The organism is Streptomyces sp. NPDC000878 (genome assembly GCF_053599695.1).
Genome location: NZ_JBSFMT010000075.1, coordinates 33,933 through 51,591, shown reverse-complemented (window position 1 = coordinate 51,591; position 17,659 = coordinate 33,933). Strand labels below are relative to the sequence as shown.

Genomic DNA, 17,659 nt, shown 5'->3' with positions numbered 1-17,659 from the left:
GGCCCGCGCTGTCGAAGGTGACCAGGTCGCCGATGCCGTCCCGGCCGAAGTCGTGGCGCTCCGGGGAGCGGACCGACAGCGGCTTGTCGTAGATCGTCGTAAACGTCTCCGCGGCCGTATCCGTGCCCGTGCCGGTGCCCGTGTCCGCCGACGTTTCACTCGGGGTGCTGGCCGTCAGGGTCACCCTGTACGTGCCGGTGCGGACCAGCGCCCCGTTCGTGGCCCGCCCGTCCCAGGTCGCGGTCAGCTTCCCGCGCACCGGGCCGCCGGTGACGGTCCGTACGACAGCACCGGCGGAGGTGGCGACGGTCAACTTCCAGCTCACGGCCGGCCTGTTCAGATGCCAGACGCCCTTGAAGTGGGTGCCCTCGCGCAGATCGACCGAGGCGGGGGCGGTCGCGTCGGTCGCCGCGAGCGGGGAGGTGGTCACCTGCGGCCACTTCACCGTCACGTCACCCGACGCCGTCGAGTAGGCGACCGGACCGCCGAACCGGTCCACGTTCCAGAACCGGCCGCGCAGATCGGCGGGCGCGTACGCCGGGGACGGCAGCGGACCCAGCTCCTCCGTACCGACCTTGGCAGCGGGGACCGCGCCCCGCAGATAGGTGATCAGCAGCTTGCCGGCCTCGTCGTCCTGGGAGACCAGATAGCCGTCGCCCAGCAGCGCGTAGCCCTGCGGTACGTCCTGCACCGCATGTCTCTCCTGGTCGTACACGCCCGCTCGTCCGTCCGGACCGCAGGACCAGTAGACGTACCGGCCCACCACCTGCAGATCGGTCGGCAGGCAGGCGGCGAGCGGAATGCTCTCCAGCTTCCCCATCGACGGCAGCGAGACCCTGTTGAACCAGGTCGCGCCGTTCGCGTCGGTCCCGGTCGTCCACAGGGTGTTCCCCCACAGGGCGACGGCCGGCCAGGAGCCGGTGGCCAGCACCTTGGTCCCGTCCCGCACCTCCTGCGTACCCCGGGTCGTACGGACCACGGTGTACGAACCCGACGCGGCCAGGACCGCCGAGACCCCGTCCTGCGGGTGGGCGACGTCGCTCTCCCCCGTGCCGACGAGCCGCAGGCACTCCTCGTAGCAGTCGACGTGGTAGGTGTACGCGGGGTCGTACACGTCGTACCCGAGGTCGCCCAGGTTCTCCGGCGGTGCGGCGGTCAGCGTGCCGTCGGCCGCCAGGGAGAGCGCGGAGGCGGTGAGATCGGTGCCGGAGGCCGGGTCGGGCGCGTTCGCCTTCTCGGTGCCGAGCAGGACCCGTCCCTGGTCGACCGCGACACCACCGGCCTCGTACACCGAGACCGGGGGCAGCGGCACCATCGGATCGACGGCCGGGGTCCCGTCCGTGCCCAGGGTGACGCGCTGGACCGCCCAGTGCTCCGCGTCCGTACCGCCCTCGATGTAGAGGCTGCCGTCGTCGCCGTCGGCGAAGGAACCGTTCGAGGCGGGCAGCAGCGTGCGTGCCGCGCCGCCGGTCACCGGCACGGCGCGGATCGGGCCCTTGGCCGTGTCCGGGTACAGCACCCAGTCGCCGATCACGCGGGCCTCAAGAAGGGCGGCTCGCGGAAGATCGACCAGGTGGCCGGGGGCCTGCGGGCGATCGCGGTCGATGACGTACAGGTGCGAGGTCCGGAAGTCCCTGTCGCTGGCGTAGAAGAGCGCCTTGTCGCCGGCCAGGTGGGGGTACTGCAGGTAGCGGAAGTTCTCGCTCGGCACGTACGTCATCGTGGCGGTGTCGAAGTCGAGCAGCGCGGTGCGCCCGTCGGCGTCGGCGTCGGCGTTGCCGTCGTGGTCGCTGTCGGGCTTGTACCAGAACGCGGCCCCCCGCGTGTCCAGCCCCTGTTCGAGGACGTACCCGCCGAAGTCGTCCGCGACGCCGGTCACCGGCCGCTCGACCGGCTGCCCGCCGCCCGCCGGGATCTCCAGCAGGACGAGCGTCCACTTCTCGCCGACCGGGCGGGCGACCAGCAGACGGTTCTCGGCGAAGACGTACGTGGCCCGGTCACCGGCCGGCACATAGAAGCGCGTCGCCGTGCCGGTGGCGTAGTTCCGGACCAGGTACACGTTCGTCGTCCCCGCGGCCCGCTCAAGGCCGAGGCCGCCGTTGTAGGCGTACGCGTAGGCGTGGTGCGGGTATTCCCTGGCCGAGCCGTCGCGGCCGACCCAGGTCGCCGGGGATTCGGACACGTGCGAATTCTGTACGGACAGGTACCCGGTGTCGTCCGCCGCGGCCAGCGACGCCTGCCGAGGCGCCGCCCGGTGCGCGCCGGTCAGCGTGACGGACGGCATGTCCTCACCGTCCGCCGCGACGGCCGGTCCCGACGTGAACTGCAGCAGCCCGGCCACCACCGCCAGGGCCGCCGCGACGGAGACCGCCCCGGCCCTCGCCCGTCTCCTTCTCGACACCGTACGCAGAGTCGTGCGTCTCACGCGTCCCACCCCCATCGGCCCGCCCGGTCAGTGCGTCGGCACCGCGCTGGGACTGCCGTCAGGAACGGCCACTCCAACCCATGCCGCCCCGTCAGACTCACGCCGAGGGCAAGACGTTGTACGGGAGGGCACCGGACGGTGCCGCGGGGCCGGCCGAAGAGCCGGCCGTCAGCCTCCCGGCAGACGCGGAGCCGTGGTCGAACTGCGTACCACCAGCCGCGAACCGACGCGGATGAGCCGGCCGACGCCCTCCGGGCCGGGATCGCCGCTACCGGAATCGCCGTTGCCGGAGCTGCTGTCGGCGCGGCTGCCGATGCGGCGCAGGATCTGCTCCGCGGCCAGCTCGCCGAGGTCGCGGGCGCCGTTGTCGACGACGGTGATCGGCGGGTGCCAGTACGGGAACCAGGGCGCCTCCTCGTGGCACACGAGCGAGAGCTGCTCCGGCACCCGGACCCCGAGCTGCACCAGGGACCCGAGCGCCCCGAACGTCGCTTCGTGGTTGGCGCTGTACAACGCGGTGGGCGGGTCGTCCGCGCCCATCACCCGCAGGACCGCCTCCGCGCCGAACGGCACGGTGTACGGGCCACGCGCGCACAGGACGGGATCGGGTTCGAGTCCGGCGGCCCCCAGGGCGGCGGCGAACCCCGCGTAACGGTCGCGTCCCGAGTCGACGCTCGCCGGGCCGCCGATGAAGGCGATCCGCCGGTGTCCGAGGCCGAGCAGGTGCTGGACGGCCAGTTCGGCGCCCTCCCGGTCGCCGGCCATCACGGAGTCACCGGGAGCGCCGTCGGGGGTGCGCATCAGGTTGACGACCGGGATGCCGGCCGCGCTCACCTCACGGACCGTCGCGGTGTTGTCGCCGGTGCCCACGATGATCAGGCCGTCGACGCGATGGTCCAACAGCATGTCCAGGTAACGGCGTTCGCGTACCGGGTCGGAGTCGGTCACGCACAGCAGCACCTGGTAGCCGCACTCGTCCAGCCGCTGCTGGAGCACCCCGGTGATGGTGTGGAAGGAGGCGTTCACCAGGTTGGTGATCACCAGCCCTATGAGGTTGCTGCGCCGTGTGCGCAGTCCGCTGGCGATCCGGTTCGGCCGGTAGCCGAGGCGTTCCGCCGCGGACTGCACCGCGCGCTTCGTCCGGTCGCTGACCCGGCTGGACCCGCTGAGCACCCGCGAGGCCGTGCTCTTGGAGACCCCTGCGGCCTCGGCCACCTCGTCCAAGGTGACTGCCACCCGCCCACCCCCGATCCGATCTGATCCGATCATGAAATCGATCCCATACGACCCTGCTCACACGCTGAGTCGAGATCGCCATGATGGCAGATCCGGTGAAGTCAGTGGCGTAAACAATGCGTTTCACGAGCAGTTTCCGGCCAGAACGGCATTGACCCCCGCCCCGACCCGCTGCCACCGTGCTGTGCAATCGATCCCACACGGAGCACAGCATGACCCCTTCGAGCACCGTCCCCTGGCGCGGCTACTGGCCCGCCGCTCCCACCCCCTTCGCCGCCGACGGCTCCCTCGACGAGGACGCCTGGCGCGAACTGCTCGGGCTGTACGCCGAACACGGCGTCCACGGGGTCCTGGTGAACGGTACGACCGGCGAGTGGTTCTCCCAGACCCCCGAGGAGCGCCGCCGGGTCGCCGAGATCGCGGTCACCGAACTCTCCGGGCAGCTGCCGGTGGTGATCGGCTGCGGCGCGTACACCGTGGCCGAGTCCGCGCGGTACGGCGCACACGCCCGCTCGATCGGCGCGGACGGCATCCTCACCACCCCGCCGCCCTACGTCCATCCGAGCCAGGACGAGATCCACGCCTTCTACGCCACCCTCGCCGGCGCGGTCGACCTGCCGCTCATGGTCTACAACTGGCCGCGCGGCACCGCCGTCGACATCACCGTCGACACCCTGGCCCGGCTGGCCGAACTGGACACCGTGGTGGCCGTCAAGGACAGCTCAGGCGACGAGCTGAAGGTCGCGGACACCTGCGCCGCCCTGGCCGGGAAGGTCCAGGTCTTCGGCCGCTTCATCCACCGCCGGGGCATGGCCGTCATGGCCGAGTTCGGCGGGGCGGGAAACATCGACGGCGGCGGCCTCGGCGCCCGCTTCGCCGTCCCCTTCTACGAGGCCTACTGGGCAGGCGACTTGGCTCTCGCCCGGGAATGGTCCGCACGCTACGAACGGCTTGTGAACCTGCTCGTCAACGACGACTACAGCTCACGGTTCGCCTCACCCACCTCGCAGCTCAAAGCCGCCATGCGGCTGCTCGGGCAGCCCGGAGGGCACGTACGCCCCCCGCTGCTCCCCCTGGAGGACCCGTCCGCGCTGCTCGGCCTGTCCGAGGCGCTCGACGAGGCCGGGCTGCACCCCTGTTCCACCAGTACCGGAAAAAGGTGAACCGACCGTGCGCAGACTTCTCATCGCGGCCTCCTCAGCAGCCGCCCTGCTCCTGACCGTCACGGCCTGCGGCAGCGAGGACTCGTCCTCGTCGTCCGCCGCCGCCCCGACCGGCTGCACGCCCAAGGTGGGCAAGGCGGACCTGGTCAAGGCGGGCACGCTGACGATCTCGACCAACGCGACCCTGCCGCCCATGCAGTACCTGGACGCCTCCAACAAGATCGTCGGCATGCGGGTGGACCTCGGCAACGAGATAGCCAAACTCCTCTGTCTCACCCCGGAGTTCGTCAACATCCCCTTCGACGCGCAGATCCCCGGCGTGCAGTCCGGACGCTGGGACATGATCGACACCGGCATGTTCTACACACCGGAGCGCGCCAAGACCGTCAAGCTCGTCCCGTACGAGATCCAGGGCGTCTCCGTCTCCGTCGCCAAGGGCAACCCGAAGAAGATCGCCTCCGAGGACACCCTGTCCGGCAAAACCATCGCGGTGGAGGCCCCGGGCTACGAGTTCGACACCCTCACCGCGCTCAACAAGGAACTGAAGGCGGCGGGCAAGAAGCAGATCACCGTCCGCACCTTCACGACCACCGCCGACGCCTACCAGGCACTGTCCGCGGGCCAGGTCGAGGGCGTGGCCATCGTCGAGTCGGTCACCAGCTACTACCAGAAGGACGGCCGCTTCGAGACGGCGGTCAAGGGCATGAACCCCGCCCCGCTCGCCCTCGGCTTCGGCAAGCAGAAGCCCGCCGACGCGGTCGCCGACGCGCTGGGCACCCTGCGCGAGAACGGCTACTTGGCGACGTTGTTCAAGAAGTACGGCGTCACGGCCTACACCGGCGACCTCAAGGTGACCACCGGCGCGATCAGCGCGAAGTAACCCGTCGACGCCAAGTAACCATCGAAGGGCGAGAGCCATGTGGTCCTGGGATGCCTTCTTCTCCTTTCTCACCAATCCCCAGCTCATTCAGGGAGCCTGGACGACGATCTGGCTGACCACGGTCAGCATGGTGCTCGCCCTTCCGCTCGCCGTGCTCGTGGCGCTGGGCAGAGCGTCCCGCATCGCACCGGTCCGGGCGGTCACGGGCTTCTACGTCTGGCTGATGCGCGGCACCCCCCTGCTGGTCCAACTGGTCATCATCTACACGGGGTTGCCGCAGGTGGGCCTGCGCCTCGGCGTGATCAGCGCGGCCCTGACCGGGCTGGTCCTCAACGAGGCGGCGTACCTCTCGGAGATCGTCCGCGCCGGGGTCCTCTCGGTCCCGCGCGGCCAGTCCGAGGCCGCCCGCGCGCTGGGCATGCCGCCCTGGAAGGTGTTCCGGGTGGTGGTCATGCCGCAGGCGCTGCGGGTGATGGTCCCGCCGCTCGGCAACAGCTTCAACGGCCTGCTCAAGACGACCACGCTCGTCTCGGTGATCTCGGTCGAAGAGCTGCTGCGCCGCACGCAGTTCGCCGTCCAGACCAACTTCCGCGTCCTGGAGGGCCTCACCGCGGCGGCCCTGTACTACCTGGCGATGACCACCCTGTGGGGGCTGGTCCAGCGGTGGCTGGAGGCCCGGGTGGGCCGCGGCCACGAGAACAGGCCGGCCAGTGGCCGCCGTACGAAGAGCACGGTCCTCGAATTGGAGACCCGATGAGCACCGAGACGGTCGTCGAAGCGCGCCAGGTCCGCAAGTCGTACGGCGGGGTCGAGGTCCTCAAGGGCATCGACCTGACCGTCCGGCGGGGCGAGGTCGTCCTCGTCCTGGGCCCGTCGGGCGGCGGCAAGAGCACCTTCCTGCGCACCCTGAACCACCTGGAGGCGCCCGACTCGGGCACCGTCAGCATCTGCGGCGAGCGGATCGGTTACGGCGAGAAGGGCGCCCTGCGGGAGAGCCGGATCGCCGTCCAACGGCGGCGGACCGGCATGGTGTTCCAGCAGTTCAACCTGTTCCCGAACATGACCGCGCTGGACAACGTGGCGTCCGGTCCCGTGCACGTGAACGGCGTCTCCAGGACCGAAGCACGGGCCGCGGCAGGCGAGTTGCTGGCGATGGTCGGCCTAGCCGACAAGACCGGCTCCTACCCCTCCCAGCTCTCCGGCGGTCAGCAGCAGCGGGTGGCCATCGCCCGCGCCCTGGCGATGCGGCCCGAACTGCTGCTCTTCGACGAACCGACCTCGGCGCTCGACCCGGAGATGGTCGGGGAGGTGCTCGACGTCATGGTCCGGCTCCGCGAGGAGGGCATGACCATGATCGTGGTCAGCCATGAGATGGGCTTCGCCCGCGCGGCGGCCGACCGGGTGGTGTTCATCGCCGACGGCCTGGTGGTGGAGGACAAGTCCCCGGACCTGTTCTTCTCCGCGCCGGAGCACGAACGCACCCGCCAGTTCCTGGACCGCATCCTGTGAACCCCCCACCCCTCTTGATCCCTGTGAGCACAGCCATGAGCACCAACTCCCTTCCGCAGACGGTCACCGTGACCATCGACGGCACCCCCGGCCAGGCCTGGGCGGGCCAGTCCGTGACCGCCGCCCTGGTCACGGCCGGCATCTGGCCGCTGCGCCGCAACCCGGTCAACGGCCAACTGCGCGGCCCCTTTTGTGGGATGGGCGTCTGCCTGGAGTGCGAGGTGACCATCAACGGCCGCCCCGGCTCCCGCAGTTGCACCGCGCACGTCACCGACGGCATGGACATCCGCACCCACACCGAGCCCCTGCCGACGGCCGCGCATGGCTGACGTCGTGACAGAGTCCGAGGCGGACGTCGCGGTGATCGGCGGCGGGCCGGCGGGACTGCACGCGGCGCTGGTCCTGGCCCGGGGCGGGCTGAGCGTCGTCCTGCTCGACGAGTCCGACACCCTCGGCGGCCAGTACTACAAGCGCCGGGCCGAGCAACTCACCGCCGCCTTCGGCGACTTCCGCCCACGCGGCACCGAACTGATCCGCCAGGTACGGGAGTCGGGCGTCGACTGCCGCACCGGCACCCTGGTCTGGGGCGCCGAGGACGCCGGCCGCACCCTGTTCACCAGCGACGTGCACACCGGCGCCCTCGGCCAGGTGCGCGCCCGTGCCACGCTCGCCGCCACCGGCGCGTACGAACGCACCCTGCCCTTCCCGGGGTGGACGCTGCCGGGTGTGGTCACCCCCGGGTTCGCCCTGCATCTGGCCACCATGGACCGGGTCCCCGTGGGCCGGCGGGTGGTGCTCGCCGGGACCGGTCCTTTCCTGCTCCCGGTCGCCTGCGCGCTGCTGGAGGCGGGCGCCGGGATCGAGGCGCTGGTCGAGCTGAACCACCCGTACCGCCCCCGGACTTCGGTGGTCGGCGGCGCGCTGCGGCAGCCCGCCCGGCTCGCGGAGGCGGCCCGCTATCTGCTGACCCTCGCCCGGCACGGCGTACGCGTCGAACAGGGCGCGCGCGTGGTGGCCGCGCACGGCGACACCCAGGTCACCGCGGTGGACATAGCGGGCGAGGACGGTGGCGTCCGCCGAGTGGAGACCGACGCGCTGTGCGTCGGCTTCGGCTTCCGCCCCAGCACCGAACTCCCCCGGCTGCTGGGCTGCCGTACCGAGCCGGACCCGACGGGCACGGAGCAGCTCCCGGTCGTGGACGCGGACGGCGCGACCTCGGTGGACGGGCTGTACGTCGCCGGGGACTGCGCCGGCATCGCGGGCGTACACGCGGCAGGTGTACGAGGACAGCTCGCCGCCCATGCGATCCTGCGCCGCCTGGCACCGGAACGCGCGCCCGTACGGGTGGCCGGCCTCCGCCGCCGGGCCCGTGCCCTGGACCGCTTCGCGGAACTGGCCGACCACCTCTACCCCCTGCCCGCTCTGGCCGACCTCGCCGACACCACCCAGGTCTGCCGCTGCGAGGGCGTCACCGCGGGCGAGATCCGGCAGGCCGTCGCCACCGGCTGGAACGACCTGCACGGCACCAAGGCCGCCACCCGCGCCGGCATGGGCCCCTGCCAGGGACGCGAATGCGGCCACATCGTCGCGGCGCTGGCCGCGCGGGGCTCCGGGCCGGACCGGGAACCGGAGTGCCTCGCAGCCCGGGAACCGGAGTGCTTCGCGGCCCGTATGCCGCTGCGACCGCTGCCGATGGCCACGACGGTCGAGGCGGTCGAAGGGCGGGAGGTGGCGGACCGGTGACCGACGCACAGCCGGACGTCATCGTCATAGGCGCCGGCATCCTCGGCGCCAGTGCCGCCTTCCATCTCGCCGAACGCGGTTACCGCGTCGTGGTGTTGGAGCGCGGCGCCCCCAACAGGGAGGGCTCCGGCACCACCGCGGGCAACCTCCACATCCAGGCCATCCACACCCGTCGCCCCGGCCAGGAGGTCCCGGTCGACAGCGCCCGGCTGCTGCCGCTGCAACGGCGGGCGTCGGACCACTGGGCACAGATCGAGGAACGGCTCGGCGCGGACGTGGAGTTGCGGCGCGGCGGCGGCTTCATGGTCGCCGAAACCGCCGTACAGGAAGAGGAGTTGAGGGAGAAGCACGAGTGGGAGCGCGAGGCGGGCATCCCCACCGAGGTGCTGAGCGGTGACGAGGCCCGCAAGCAGCTGCCGCTCCTCTCCGACCGTGTACGCGCCGCCAGTTGGTGCCCACTCGACGGTTACGCCAACCCGCTGCTGATCACCCCGGCCTATCTGTCCGCCGCCCGCCGACTCGGCGCCGAGCTGCACGCCTTCACCCCGGTGACCGGCGTCCAGCGGGTCGGCGACGACTACAAGGTGCTCTCGGGCGACCGGAGTTGGACCGCGCCCGTCGTCGTCAACGTGGCCGGACCGTGGATCACCGAGATCTCCGCACTCGCGGGGGTGGGGATACGGATGTCCCCGGTCGCGATCCAGATGCACGTGACCGTGCGGGTGCCGCCGGTGATGCACCACCTGGTCCAGCACATCGGCGAGGGCATGTCCGTCAAGCAGGTCAGCGCCGGCAACCTGCTGATCGGCGGCGGCTGGCCCGCGGCGAAGCTGGACATGGCGGGCCGCAGCACCGTCAGCCTGCCCAGCATGGCCGGCAACCTCGCCCAGGCCGGACGGATCCTGCCGTTCCTCGGCGATCTGCGGCTGCTGCGCATGTGGGCCGGACCGCTGGCCGCGACCCCGGACGAGATGCCGGTGATCGGCGAAGTCCCGGGCCACCCGGGGTTCTTCGTCGCGGGCGGCACGTACGCGTTCACCCTCGCCCCGGTGTGGGGCGACACGCTGGCCCGCCAGATCGCCGGGGAGCCCCCGGCCGACCCGGTGGACGACCTGGGCCCCGCCCGCCTGCTCCACAAGGTCACCATCCCCACTCCCCGAAAGGCCACCGCACCATGACCACCACTCTGAGGATGTTCGTCAACGGCCAGGCGATGTCCGGAGGCACGCTCAACCACGCGCTGAGCGACGCCCGTCTGCTCGGCCCCGCCCACACGGCACCCGCCTACCGCTTCTTCTCCGTACGCGACGAGTTCCCCGGTCTGCACCCGGTCACGGAGGGCGGCGCGGCGATCAACGGCGAGGTGTACGAGGTGAGTTACGAGGTGCTGCGCGAGCAGCTGCTCCCCGAGGAGCCGCAGGAACTCGAACTGGGCGTCATCACCCTGGAGGACGGCTCGGGTTCCTTCTCGATGCGTATGCGCGCCTCCGCGCTGACGGCCCCCGGCGTCGTCGACATCACGGCCCACGGCGGCTGGCACGCCTACCTCGCCACGCGCTGACCCCTCTCACCGACTCACTGGAGGCTCGCCATGTCCCCTTCCGAACCGATCGACCTCGTCGTCCGGGGCGGCACCGTGGTCAACGCCGACTGGCAGGGCACCGCGGACGTCCTGGTGGGCGGCGGAAAGGTGCTGGGGGTGGTGGAACCGGGCGCGTACCGCGCCGCGCAGCCGCCCGGCACCACCGAGATCGACGCGTCCGGACGCCTCGTCCTGCCCGGCGGGGTGGACCCGCACTGCCATGTCGGCTTCACCTCGGGCGACTTCACCTCCCTCGACGACTACCGCCAGGCGACCACGGCGGCCGTCTTCGGCGGTACGACCACCATCGTGGACTTCGCCATCCCGCGCCCCGGCGAGAACCCGGCCGACGTCGCCGCGACCCAACGCGCCAAGGCCGCACAGGGGTTGTGCGACAGCGCGCTGCACGGGTGCGTGGTCGAGTGGGACGACACCGTGCCGGAGCAGCTGCGCTCGCTGACCTCCGACGGCATCGTCACGGTGAAGATGTTCACCACGTACCGCGGCGAGACGATGGCCGACGAGAAGACCATCCTGAACGTGATGACGACACTGCGGGACCTGGGCGGCATGGTGGTCATCCACTGCGAGGCCGACCACATCATCGCGGACACGCAGGAGCGCGGTGAGGCGGCCGGGTCGATCAGCGCGTGCCATCACGCCGGTACGCGGCCGGAGTTGGCCGAGAACGCGTCGGTCGCCGAGATCCTCGCCATCGCCGAGTCGGTGTCGGCCCCGGTGTACTTCGTCCACCAGTCCACACCCGAGGCCGTCGACCTGGTGGCCCGCGCCCGCGGCCGGGGCGTACGCGCTTTCACCGAGACCGTCGCCCACCACCTGGTCCTGGACGACACGGCGTACGAGGGCCCGCACCCCGAACGCTTCGTGTGCTGCCCGCCGTTGCGCGGCGCCGGCACGGTCGCCGGGCTGCGCTCCCGCGTGCTGATGGGCCAGGTGGCGACGATCGGCAGCGACCACTGCTGCTACGACACGGCCCAGAAGGAGTCGGTGAGCCACGACGTACGGGCAATGCCCAATGGCCTGCCGGGAGTTGAGACCCGAATGCCGGTGATCTTCAGCGAGCTGGTGGTCAAGGGCGGACTGCCGGCGGGCCGCTTCGTCGAGCTGATGTGCGCCAACCCGGCCCGGCTCAACGGCCTGTACCCCCGCAAGGGCGTCATCGCCCCCGGCGCGGACGCGGACCTGGCGATCTGGGACCCCACGGCCACCCGGACCGTCCGCAGCACCGGCCTGCACATGGCCACGGACTACACCCCGTACGAGGGCATCCAGGTCACCGGCTGGCCCCAGACCGTCCTGGTGGCCGGCCGCCCCGTCGTCGAGGCAGGCCGCCTGACAGACCCCGAACCCCGGGGCCGCCATCTGCGCTCGGGGCCACTGAGCGGGTCCTTGGTCTGCTGATCCGGCGGGGCCGGAGACCGGCGTCGGCCATCGCAGCGGCGGTGGCGGGGAACCGGCCCCAGGAGATCAGGCTCGTACGTCCCGCTGCTGAAGTTCCTTGAGCACGCCCGCCACCGTCGCGAAGTCGTTGTCCACATGGAGGACGGTATGGCCGTGGTGGACGGCAGTCGCACACACCAACAGGTCGATCGCTCCTGCCGCGCGATGCTGGCCCTGTTGGGTCAGCTTGTACTGGGCAGTGTCGACCCAACGCCAGGCATTCTTCGGAACGGGAGACAGCAGGCAGAGTGCGTCGAGTTCCTCCGCCAGCTCGTCCCGGTGGGACGGGCTGGTGGCCGAGCAGAGAAATTCGGCGCGTGTCGGCTCGCAGAGGCGGAACACCCCAGCGGCGATGTGTCCCTCCCAGGGGCTCAACGCTCCCGGGGTGCGGAAAAGGTGCCACAGGGCCGAGGTGTCCACCAGATACGTGATCACTCGAAGGCCGTGCGCCGGGCGCGCTTCTCAGCGTCATGCGCAGCCGACGCCTGCTCGAACTCGCCTCGCGCACCACGCGCGGCCAGCTTCTCCGCAGCCTCAAGCCTCTTGATCCGCGCCACGTAGTCCCGAAGGGCCGCGTTGACGGTCTCCTTCTTCGTCGTGACACCCATGAGCCGCATGGCCTCGGCCAGCGCCTCGTCGTCGAGATCAATCTGCGTGACGGACATCGGACACCTCCAGCATCCATGATGTATGCGTCCACGATACATCACCAACATTGAATCGCCCGCCGAGCGGACTCGCCGCCGCCTGGGCGGAGAAGACCCCCCTGCGTCGGCGAGCACGGAACCGTACGACCCAGTTCGCCCTCCTCCGGACGATCACCTTGGGCACCCCCACCCGGTCGCCTATGACACAGCTCACACCACTTGGAGCGAACTCCCGTCTTCCTTCCGCATCTTGTGTGCACACGCCGACTCGGGCACCTCAACTCGCGCGGCAGTAACCGCAGATGCAGATAGGGAAGGGCAGAGATGTGTTCGATCGGGTAGCAGGGATCACCGTCCGTTGGCCCAGAGCAGTGCTCGTCATCGCCGCAACACTCGTCGCCGTCATGGGTGTTGTGGGTGCGGGAGCCTTCGGCAAGCTGGTGGGGGGCGGCTTCGACGACCCTGATGCGCAGTCGACGGCCGCGCATCAGGTCATCAACGACAGGTTCGGTGGGCAGACGAACCTGATCCTCCTGGTCTCCGGCGGTGACGGACAGGTCACCGACCCGGAGGTGGAGCAGGGCGGCCGGCAGCTGGTGGCCGCGCTCCGCAAGGAGACCGAACTCAGCAACGTGATCTCCTTCTGGGACACGGACAGCGATGCGCTCAAGGCCCGCGACGGGCGTTCGGCCATGGTGCTGGCCCATGTGAAGGGTGACGAGGCGACGCGGGACGCCAACGCCAAGGACGTCATCGACGCCTATGTGGGCGAGCGCGACGGGCTGACCGTCCGGGCCGGCGGCGGCACCGCGGTCAGTGCCGAGTTGTCGGACCAGGTGCTGAAGGACCTCCTGCTCGCGGAGATCATCGCCGTGCCGCTGACGCTGTTGCTGCTGCTGATCGTCTTCGGCGGAGTGGTCGCCGCGCTGCTGCCGCTGGCCATCGGCACGGTGGCGGTGGCCGGCACGTTCGCCGAGCTGTCCCTGCTGGGCGGCGCCACGAACGTGTCGATCTTCGCGATCAACCTGACCACCGCCCTCGGCCTCGGTCTCGGTATCGACTACGCGCTGCTGATGATCAGCCGCTTCAGGGAGCGGCTCGCCCAGGGTGCGACCGTCGAGGACGCGGTGCGCACGACCGTGCACACGGCGGGGCGTACGGTCGTGTTCTCGGCCGCGACCGTCGCCGTGGCGCTGACCGCGCTCCTCGTCTTCCCCCAGTACTTCCTGCGCTCGTTCGCCTATGCCGGTGTGGGTGTGGTCGTGATCGCGGCCGTGGCCACGCTCTTCGTGATGCCGGCTCTGCTCATGCTGCTGGGTCACCGCATCAACAAGGGGCGGCTGCCCTGGCCCAGGTCCGGCCACCACCGAGAGAAGCAACCGTTCTGGGGCCGGCTGGCCGGCACCGTCATGCGCCGCCCCGTACTGACGGGAGTGCCGGTGCTGGCGGTGCTGCTGCTCGCCGCGTCGCCGCTCATGGGCGTCTCGTTCGGTACGCCCGACGAGCGGGTGCTCCCCGAGAACGGCGAGAGTCGGCAGGTCTCCGCGATCCTGCGCAGCGAGTTCACCGGGGACGACGACGGAGCCATCCAGGTCGTCGTCACCGGGGCCATGGACTACGACAACGTGGACGGCTACGCCGCGAAGCTGGCGGGTCTGGGCGGCGTCGCCCGCGTGGAGGCGGTCACCGGCACCTACACCCGGGACGGTTCGCTCGCCCCGGGGCCGGCGAGCGAGGCGCTCGGCCGCCCCGACGCACAGCGCCTGAGCGTCTTCCCGGCGGCCGAGCCCGGGTCTCAGGAGGCCCAGGATCTCGTGGGGACGCTGCGGTCGGTGCCGGCGCCCTCCGGTACGAAGGAGGTCCTGGTCGGCGGCGAGGACGCCCGACTCGTGGACGCCAAGGAGTCGATCGCGAGCCGGCTGCCGCTGGCCGCGGGGATCGTCGCAGTCACCACGTTCATCCTGCTCTTCCTCTTCACGGGGAGCATCGTCCAGCCGATTCGCGCGCTGGTGCTGAACATGATCAGCCTGGCGGCGGCCATCGGCGCCATGACCTGGATCTTCCAGGAGGGCAACTTCAGCGATGTGCTGGGCTTCACGGCCCAGCCGATGGACACGTCGATGACGGTCCTGTTGTTCTGCATCGCGTTCGGCCTGTCCATGGACTACGAGGTGTTCGTCACCAGCCGGGTCAAGGAACTCCACGACGCGGGCGAGAGCACCGAGGACGCCGTGGTGCACGGCCTCGGCCACACCGGCCGCATCGTCAGTGCCGCCGCCGTCCTCCTCGCGGTCGGCTTCTTCGCCTTCGGTACCGCGAAGGTCAGCTTCATGCAGATGTTCGGCCTCGGCAGCGGCCTGGCGATCCTCATCGACGCCATCGCGGTGCGCGGCGTACTACTGCCGGCCGCGATGCGTCTGCTCGGTCGCGCGGCCTGGTACGCCCCGGGCCCGCTGCGGAGGTTCCACGACCGCTTCGGAATCAGCGAGAGCGGTCCCGCACACCCGCACCCCACGACGGACACCGAGCCCCAGGACCGCGTGCCCGCCGTCTAGCCGACGCGGCCGACGCTGCGGAAAACCGACGCGGCGGAAAACCGACGAAAGACCCCTCACAGAAAGTGTTTTCAGGAATGCGCAAGTCAGTAGTGATGTCCACTATCGCCCCCATCGCCGTCGCCGCTTTCAGCACCGTGGTGCTGACGGGCTGCATGGGCGACGACTCGGACGACGCGTCGCCGTCCGTCTCCGCCCCGGCCGCCACGGCGTCGGAGACAGCCGCGGAAGCAGCCGTGGAGAGCCCCGACCCCGTGGACGACCAGGGCAGCGCCACCGGCGGCAGCAGCACGTCGGCCGTGAAGCTCGACGGCGGCTGGGTCGGCTCGTCGGACGTCGACGAGGTCGCCATGATCATCAAGAGTGGCAAGGTCCAGCTCGCCTTCCGGAGCACGGACGGCAAGAGCATGCACGCCTGTGAGGGCCTGCTCAAGCAGACGTCGATGCAGCTGAGCTGTGTCGACAAGACCAACAAGGACCGGGTGAAGGGCACGGTGGAGATCTCGACCGACAAGAAGATCGCCATCGCCTGGGCGTCGGGGAAGAAGGACCTCCTCACCAAGAGCGGGAACGGCCAGGTCGACTTCTCCCAGTGGGGCCTCACCGCGCCCTCGGCCGGCTGAGTCCTCCCCTCCCCTCCCCTCCCCCGCCCCACGGCGACACGTACCTCGCTCGACGCAAGACCGGGCAGGCACGTGTCGCCGTGGGCTTCGACCATCTCCCGCACAGGATTGGACGTACGCCCCCATGTCGACAGCGCGCCGCTACTTCGCCCCGGTCGTCCTGCCGGCCGACCCCGGCACCTCGGTCATCCGTGACGCGATCGTCGACGTGGGTCAGGACGGACGTATCGCCTACTGCGGTACGTCCGCCGCCGCACCCCCGGCCACGGACGACGTCCCGCACACCCGCCTGACCGGCATTCTCACGCCGGGCCTGGTCAACACGCACGCCCACTCACCCATGACGCTCCTGCGCGGACTCGGCGGCGACCTGCCGTTGCTGAGCTGGCTCCAGGACGTCATATGGCCCGCCGAAGCCCGGATGGTGGCGCGGGACGCCGGCGCGGGGATGCTGCTCGGGTGCGCCGAGATGCTGCGCTTCGGCGTCACGACCAGCGCGGAGATGTACGCGCACGCCGAAGCCGTGGTCGAGGCCGCCCTGCACGCCGGGAGCCGGGTGCTCGTCACTCCCGCCTACTTCGACCGGCCCGGCGGCGACTGGCGGGCGGACGTGGCCGCGATCGGCCGGTGGATCGACGCGGACGGCCTGCGGTTCGGGCCGGGCGAGCGGGTCGAGCTGGGCTACGGCCCGCACTCGGCCTACACCCTGCCGCCCGAGGCCCTGCGCAGTACGGCGGAGGAGGCCGCCCTGCGCGGCGCCCTGGTCCATATCCATGTCGCCGAGACACTCGCCGAGGACGTCGCCCAGCGCGAGCAGTTCGGTTCCGTACCTCAACTGCTCAAGGACACGGGGCTGTTGGACGGGCGACTGCTGGCCGCGCATGCCGTGCGGCTGTCCGCGAGCGACATCGCCCTGCTGGCCGATTCGGGCGCCGGTGTCGCCCACTGCCCAGGCTCGAACGCGAAGCTCGCCTCCGGTACGGCTCCCCTGCACGCCCTGCGCTCGGCGTCGGTCACCGTCGGCCTCGGCACCGACGGACCCGCGAGCAACGACGACCTGGACCTGTGGGAGGAGGCCCGGCTCGCGATGATGTTCGCCCGCCTCGCCACGGGTGACCCGATGTCGCTCACCGCCGAGGAGGCGTTCCTGATGGCGACGTCGGTCGGGGCCGCGGCGCTGGGCCGGTCCGACATCGGGTCCCTGCGCCCTGGCAACTGGGCGGACATGGTCCACATCTCCGTGGACGGGCCGTACTTCACCGCGGGCCTGGACATCGCGGACAGCCACCTCTTCGCCAACCTCATGTGGGCCGCCGGCTCCCGTGAGGTGAGGGACGTCTGGGTCGCGGGCGAGCCCGTGGTCGTGGACGGCGAGACGGTCCGCGTCGACCGGACGGCGGCCACGCGCGCCGCCGCCGAGGCGACGGCACGCGTCATCGGCGCCGGGTGATGCCCCGAGCGCGCTCGGGGCATCGGACAGCGGTCGTGGGCTGACACCGGGGATTCCGGGACCGGAGAGTCCGGGGAGTCCGGGACCGGAGAGTCCGGGGAGTCCGGGGAGTCCGGGGAGTCCGGCACCGGAGAGCCCGGCACCGGGAGTCCGGGACCGGGCCGACGGCTGTGCGTCACCCGGGCTCCTGGACTCCCGGCTCCCCGGACTCCTGAACTCCTGGGCTGCCGGGCTGCCGGGCTGCCGGGCTGCCGGGCTGCCGAACTCCCGGGACTCCCGGACTACCCGAACTCGCAGCTCCCCGACTCCCCGGCACCCGGGCACCCGGGCACCCGCCACCCCGGCCCCGGGCCCCCTGGCCCCCGGGCTCCCTGGCCCCCGGAGT

Annotated in this window: 16 protein-coding genes; 12 read left to right on the top strand and 4 right to left on the bottom strand. The window is 71.1% G+C overall.

What is annotated here, in order from left to right:
• Both ACWDR4_RS41140 and ACWDR4_RS41135 read right to left on the bottom strand, forming a co-directional pair.
• Positions 1 to 2,425: FlgD immunoglobulin-like domain containing protein (locus ACWDR4_RS41140; protein ID WP_450416171.1), on the bottom strand; the 2,425-nt coding region annotated here is incomplete at its 3' end.
• A gap of 168 nt (positions 2,426 to 2,593) precedes the next feature.
• Entirely contained in the window at positions 2,594 to 3,661 is a 1,068-nt protein-coding gene (locus ACWDR4_RS41135) for a LacI family DNA-binding transcriptional regulator (protein ID WP_450416170.1), read from the bottom strand.
• Positions 3,662 to 3,873: 212 nt separating this feature from the next.
• On the opposite strand from ACWDR4_RS41135, the gene ACWDR4_RS41130 reads away from it, so the two are divergent.
• The 9 genes from ACWDR4_RS41130 to hydA are packed head-to-tail and all read left to right on the top strand — an operon-like array spanning position 3,874 to position 11,960.
• A complete protein-coding gene (locus tag ACWDR4_RS41130) occupies positions 3,874 to 4,824 on the top strand; it encodes a dihydrodipicolinate synthase family protein (RefSeq protein WP_450416169.1) in 951 nt (316 codons plus the stop codon).
• A gap of 7 nt (positions 4,825 to 4,831) precedes the next feature.
• The gene (locus ACWDR4_RS41125; RefSeq protein ID WP_450416167.1) at positions 4,832 to 5,704 is read left to right on the top strand and encodes an ABC transporter substrate-binding protein; all 873 of its coding nucleotides are present in this window, start codon (positions 4,832 to 4,834) and stop codon (positions 5,702 to 5,704) included.
• A 37-nt stretch (positions 5,705 to 5,741) separates the two neighbouring features.
• Positions 5,742 to 6,461 (top strand): amino acid ABC transporter permease, encoded by a 720-nt coding sequence (locus tag ACWDR4_RS41120; RefSeq protein WP_450416165.1) that lies wholly within the window; start codon positions 5,742 to 5,744, stop codon positions 6,459 to 6,461.
• Positions 6,458 to 7,213 carry an amino acid ABC transporter ATP-binding protein gene (locus tag ACWDR4_RS41115; RefSeq protein ID WP_450416164.1) on the top strand — a complete coding sequence of 252 codons (756 nt, stop codon included), beginning with the start codon at positions 6,458 to 6,460 and terminating at the stop codon, positions 7,211 to 7,213. The genes ACWDR4_RS41120 and ACWDR4_RS41115 overlap by 4 nt, the downstream gene beginning before the upstream one ends.
• A gap of 35 nt (positions 7,214 to 7,248) precedes the next feature.
• Positions 7,249 to 7,542: a (2Fe-2S)-binding protein gene (locus ACWDR4_RS41110; RefSeq protein ID WP_450416163.1), complete on the top strand. Its 294-nt coding sequence runs from the start codon at positions 7,249 to 7,251 to the stop codon at positions 7,540 to 7,542.
• 4 nt (positions 7,543 to 7,546) lie between these two features.
• Positions 7,547 to 8,956, top strand: coding sequence for an FAD-dependent oxidoreductase (locus ACWDR4_RS41105; protein ID WP_450416162.1), 1,410 nt, complete (start codon positions 7,547 to 7,549; stop codon positions 8,954 to 8,956).
• On the top strand, positions 8,953 to 10,134 hold the full coding sequence (locus tag ACWDR4_RS41100; RefSeq protein WP_450416161.1) for an NAD(P)/FAD-dependent oxidoreductase: 1,182 nt from the start codon (positions 8,953 to 8,955) through the stop codon (positions 10,132 to 10,134). The genes ACWDR4_RS41105 and ACWDR4_RS41100 overlap by 4 nt, the downstream gene beginning before the upstream one ends.
• Positions 10,131 to 10,517: an allophanate hydrolase-related protein gene (locus ACWDR4_RS41095; RefSeq protein WP_450416159.1), complete on the top strand. Its 387-nt coding sequence runs from the start codon at positions 10,131 to 10,133 to the stop codon at positions 10,515 to 10,517. Before ACWDR4_RS41100 ends, ACWDR4_RS41095 begins: the two co-directional genes overlap by 4 nt.
• 30 nt (positions 10,518 to 10,547) lie before the next feature.
• On the top strand, positions 10,548 to 11,960 hold the full coding sequence (gene hydA / locus ACWDR4_RS41090; protein WP_450416158.1) for a dihydropyrimidinase: 1,413 nt from the start codon (positions 10,548 to 10,550) through the stop codon (positions 11,958 to 11,960).
• Positions 11,961 to 12,026: 66 nt separating this feature from the next.
• Here the strand turns inward: hydA and ACWDR4_RS41085 are convergent, their stop codons facing one another.
• Positions 12,027 to 12,434, bottom strand: a complete 408-nt coding sequence (locus tag ACWDR4_RS41085) for a PIN domain-containing protein (RefSeq protein ID WP_450416156.1) — start codon at positions 12,432 to 12,434, stop codon at positions 12,027 to 12,029.
• Positions 12,431 to 12,664 (bottom strand): type II toxin-antitoxin system VapB family antitoxin, encoded by a 234-nt coding sequence (locus ACWDR4_RS41080; RefSeq protein ID WP_450416154.1) that lies wholly within the window; start codon positions 12,662 to 12,664, stop codon positions 12,431 to 12,433. The genes ACWDR4_RS41085 and ACWDR4_RS41080 overlap by 4 nt, the downstream gene beginning before the upstream one ends.
• Positions 12,665 to 12,972: 308 nt before the next feature.
• On the opposite strand from ACWDR4_RS41080, the gene ACWDR4_RS41075 reads away from it, so the two are divergent.
• From ACWDR4_RS41075 to ACWDR4_RS41065, 3 genes are all read left to right on the top strand, one after another.
• Positions 12,973 to 15,201 carry an MMPL family transporter gene (locus ACWDR4_RS41075; RefSeq protein WP_450416153.1) on the top strand — a complete coding sequence of 743 codons (2,229 nt, stop codon included), beginning with the start codon at positions 12,973 to 12,975 and terminating at the stop codon, positions 15,199 to 15,201.
• A 77-nt stretch (positions 15,202 to 15,278) separates the two neighbouring features.
• Entirely contained in the window at positions 15,279 to 15,824 is a 546-nt protein-coding gene (locus tag ACWDR4_RS41070; protein WP_450416152.1) for a hypothetical protein, read from the top strand.
• A 124-nt stretch (positions 15,825 to 15,948) separates the two neighbouring features.
• Positions 15,949 to 17,274, top strand: a complete 1,326-nt coding sequence (locus ACWDR4_RS41065; protein ID WP_450416151.1) for an amidohydrolase family protein — start codon at positions 15,949 to 15,951, stop codon at positions 17,272 to 17,274.
• Positions 17,275 to 17,659 lie beyond the last annotated feature (385 nt).